Here is a 4,647-nt window from a genome sequence, read left to right as displayed (position 1 = left end):
GCCGTGGGGGGCGGGGCCTGGTGGTGGAAGCAGCGCCAGGATGGGGCCACTGCACAGGCTGCCGGCGCCGGTGCTGCGGGCCCCTCTGGGCGCAAGCCGACGGGTGGCCCGGGCCGCTTTGGCGGCGGCGGCGTCCAGCCCGTGTCGGTGGGAACGGTGCAGCGGGGCGATGTGCGCGTGGTGGTGAGCGCCATCGGCACCATGAGCGCCCGTGCCACGGCCGTGGTGCGCGCCAAGGTGAGTGGCGAGCTGGTGGCGGTGCGCTTCAAGGAGGGTGACGAGGTGCGCGCAGGCCAAGTGCTGGCCGAGATCGACCCGCGCAGCTACCAGGCCGCGCTGTCGCAGGCGCAGGGCACGCTGCAGCGTGATCAGGCGCTGCTCAAGAACGCGCAGCTCGACCTCAAGCGTTACCAGGACCTGCTGGCGCGCGACTCCATCGCCAGCCAGCAGGTGGACACCCAGGCCGCGCTGGTGCGCCAACTGGAGGGCACGGTGGCGTCAGACCAGGCCCAGGTGGACGCCGCGCGCCTGCAGCTGAGCTACACCCAGGTCACCGCGCCGTTTGCCGGGCGGCTGGGCCTGCGCCAGGCCGACAAGGGCAACGTGGTGGGGCCGAGCGATGCGAACGGGATCGTCACCATCAACCAGGTGCGGCCCATGGACGCCGCGTTCTCTGTGCCCGAGGCGCACCTGCCGCAAATGCGCCGCCGCTTGGCCGCCGGTGAGGATCTGCCCGTGGAGCTGTGGGACCGTGACGCCCGCCGCCAACTCGCCAAGGGGCGCGTGGTGGCGCTGGACAACGCTATCGACACCGCCACGGGCACCATCAAGGTCAAGGCCGCTTTTGCCAATGAAGACGGCGCGCTGTACCCCAACCAGTTCGTCAACGTGCGCCTTCAGGTCAGTCTGCTCGAATCCGTGCTCACCGTGCCTGTCACGGCCGTGCAGAACAACTATGTCTACCTGGTGCAGGAGGACAGCACCGTGACCCAGCGCCGCATCCGCGTGGGGGTGACCGATGGCGACCGCGTGAGCATCGAAGGCGAGCTGCGCGAAGGCGAGCAGGTGGTCACCGATGGCATCGACCGCCTGCGCGAAGGCGCCAAGGTCGCCGTGATCGACGCCGGGGCTGTGACCCGCGCCGACCAGGCCGCCCAGGACCAGGCTGCGCAGCGCCGTGCCTTCATGGCATCGCTGCCGCCCGACGTGCGCGAAAAGCTGCAGAAGATGAGCCCCGAAGAGCGCCGTGCCTTTTTGCGCGAGCGGCGGGCGCAGATGGGGGCGGGTGGTACAGCGGGTGCAGCCGCCCCGGGCGCGTCCGCAGCCTCCGGGCCCGCGGCTCCCGCTGCGCCAGCTTCCACCTCGGCGCGTGCAGAGGCCTTGCCCCGCGCCACCCCACGCAACGAGGGCACCGCGCCTGCGGTTTCGGCACCAGCTGCTGCTTCGGAGCAACCGCCCTCCGAGCCGCCACGAGGCATGCCCCCCCAGGTGAAAGCGCTGCTCGACCAGATGCCCGCCGACGAGCGTGCCCGCGTCATGGCCCTGCCGCAGGAAGAGCGCCGTGCCTATATCCGCGAGCGGCTGCAACAGCAGCAACCCCAGGGCGGCGCGACCAGCCCGGTGCGCTGATCGCAGCGGCTCCCCTGTCTCTCCCTTGTCTGTTTTGCCAGCGCCGCCGTTGCCATGAACCTGTCGCGCCTTTTTATCCTGCGTCCGATCGCCACTGCATTGCTCATGGTTGCGATCCTGATCGCGGGGCTGATGGCCTACCGGCTGCTGCCCACCTCGGCCCTGCCTGAGGTGGACTACCCCACCATCCAGGTCACCACGCTGTACCCGGGCGCCAGCCCGGACGTGATGACTTCCAACGTCACCGCGCCGCTTGAGCGACAGTTCGGCCAGATGCCGGGGCTGTCGCAAATGTCGTCTACCAGCTCGGGTGGGGCATCTGTGATCACGCTGCGTTTTGCGCTTGACATGGCCCTGGATGTGGCCGAGCAGCAGGTGCAGGCGGCGATCAATGCGGGCAGCAACCTGCTGCCCAGCGACCTGCCCATGCCGCCGCTGTACAGCAAGGTCAACCCGGCCGACGCGCCCATCCTCACGCTGGCCATCACCTCGCCGTCGCTGCCCGTGATCCGCCTGAACGACCTGGTGGAAAACCGTCTGGCGCCCAAGCTCTCGCAGGTGCAGGGCGTGGGCCTGGTGGCCATTGCGGGCGGGCGCCGCCCGGCCGTGCGCATTCAGGCCAACCCCACGGCGTTGGCGCAGCTGAGCCTCACGTTGGAGGACGTGCGCACGTCGATCGCCACAGCCAACGTCAAGCAGGCCAAGGGCGGCTTTGACGGCCCGGCCCGGGCATCCACCATCGACGCCAACGACCAGCTGCAATCCGCTGCCGAGTACCGCGACCTCATCATTGCTTTCAAGAACGGCGCCCCGGTGCGCCTCAAAGATGTGGCCGAGACCGTGGACGACGCCGAGAACACGCGGCTGGCGGCCTGGGCAGGCACGGCGGACACGGGGGCAAAGCCCGGCGTGATCCTCAATATCCGTCGCCAGCCTGGCGCGAACGTGATCGACACGGTGGACCGCATCAAGGCCTTGCTTCCGCAGCTGCAAAGCACGCTGCCCGCTTCGCTGGATGTGCAGGTGTTGACGGACCGCACGGTCACGGTGCGCGCCTCGGTGCGTGACATGCAGGTGGAGCTGGGTCTGGCTGTGGTGCTGGTGGTCGCGGTGATTTTTGTCTTCCTGCGCAGCCCATCGGCCACGCTGATCCCGAGCGTGGCCGTGCCGCTGTCGCTCATCGGCACCTGTGGGGTGATGTACCTCGCGGGGTTTTCCATCAACAACCTCACGCTGATGGCGCTCACCATCTCAACGGGCTTTGTGGTGGACGACGCCATCGTGATGATCGAGAACATCGCGCGCTACGTGGAAGAGGGCGAGGCGCCGCTGGCGGCGGCCCTCAAGGGCTCGCAGCAGATCGGCTTCACCATCATCTCGCTCACCATCTCGCTGATCGCGGTGCTGATCCCGCTGCTGTTCATGGGCGATGTGGTGGGGCGGCTGTTCCACGAGTTCGCGATCACGCTGGCCGTGGCCATCCTGATCTCGGCCGTGGTGTCGCTCACGCTCACGCCCATGCTGTGCGGGCGTCTGCTGCGCCACACGCCCGAGGACAGCCACGGCCGCCTGTACCGCGCCACGGGCCAGTTTTTTGACCGCACCATTGCGGGCTATGGCCGCATGCTGGCCTGGGTGCTGGACCGCCGGGGCTGGACCTGGCTTGTGTTCCTGGCCACGCTGGCACTCACCGTGGTGCTCTACCTGTTCATCCCCAAGGGCTTCTTTCCGGTGCAGGACACCGGCACGCTGCAGGCCACCACCGAGGCCGACCAGTCGATCTCCTTCGCAGGCATGGCCGCACGCCAGCAGGCGATGGCCGAGCGCCTGCTCGAAGACCCAGCCGTGCGCAGTATCTCGTCCTTCATTGGCGTTGATGGTGCCAACACCACGCTCAACACCGGCCGCCTGCTGATCGACCTGCAACCCCATGCCGAGCGCGACAAGGCCGGTGTGGTGCAGCAGCGCCTGGCCGAGCGGGTGCAGAACCTGCCGGGCATCCGCCTGTTCATCCAGCCCGTGCAGGACCTGACCATTGAAGACCGGGTGGCGCGCACCCAATACCAGTGGCTGCTGTCGTCGCCCGATATGCAGCAGCTCACCACCAGCACCACCGAGCTGCTGCGCCGCCTGCGCGCCTTGCCTGAGCTGACCGATGTGGCCAGCGACCTGCAAGACCAGGGGCGCCAGGCCTATGTGCACATCGACCGTGCCCAGGCCAGCCGTCTGGGGGTGACCGTGGCGGGCATCGATGCCGCGCTGTACAACGCCTTTGGCCAGCGGCTCATCTCGACCATCTTTACCCAGTCCAACCAGTACCGCGTGGTGCTGGAGGTGGCGCCGCAGTTCAAGGTGGGGCCCGAGGCGCTGCAGAGCATCTATGTGCCCGCAAGCAGCGGTGCACCCGTGCCCCTGTCGTCGGTGGCGCGCATCGAGGAGCGCAACATGCCGCTGGTGGTCAACCATGTGGGCCAGTTGCCCGCTGCGACGATTTCGTTCAACACTGCGCCGGGCGTTTCGCTGGGCAACGCTGTGGCCGCCATTGAGCGCGAAAAGGCCGCCGTGCAGGACGAGGGGTTGTTGCCGCTTTCTGTAGAGACGCGCTTCCAGGGTGCAGCGCTGGCCTTTCAGGCGTCGCTGTCGAACACGCTGCTGCTGATCCTGGCGGCGGTAGTCACGATGTACATCGTGCTCGGGGTGCTGTACGAGAGCACGGTGCACCCTGTCACGATTTTGTCCACGCTCCCTTCGGCCGGGGTGGGGGCGCTGCTGGCTCTCATGGCGGCGCGGCTGGACCTGGACATCATTGCCATCATCGGCATTGTGCTGCTGATCGGCATTGTGAAGAAGAACGCAATCATGATGATCGACTTTGCGCTCGAGGCGCAGCGGGACGATGGGCTGTGTGCGCGCGATGCGATCTACCAGGCATGCCTGTTGCGGTTTCGGCCCATCCTGATGACGACTTTGGCGGCTTTGCTGGGGGCGTTGCCGATGATGCTGGGGACGGGGGTGGGC

General features: G+C 67.9%; 2 protein-coding genes. Both read left to right on the top strand.

Going from position 1 to position 4,647, the window contains the following annotated elements; genetic code table 11:
- On the top strand, window positions 1-1,629 hold a 1,629-nt coding region (locus DBR12_RS12045; protein WP_199226679.1), incomplete at its 5' end, for an efflux RND transporter periplasmic adaptor subunit.
- A gap of 54 nt (window positions 1,630-1,683) precedes the next feature.
- On the top strand, window positions 1,684-4,647 hold a 2,964-nt coding region (locus tag DBR12_RS12040; protein ID WP_108617459.1), incomplete at its 3' end, for an efflux RND transporter permease subunit.

It is taken from the genome of Acidovorax sp. HMWF029 (assembly GCF_003060895.1).
Taxonomy (GTDB): Bacteria; Pseudomonadota; Gammaproteobacteria; order Burkholderiales; family Burkholderiaceae_C; genus Acidovorax.
The sequence above is the reverse complement of the archived record's forward strand: the minus strand, read 5'-3'. Positions and strand labels throughout refer to the sequence as shown.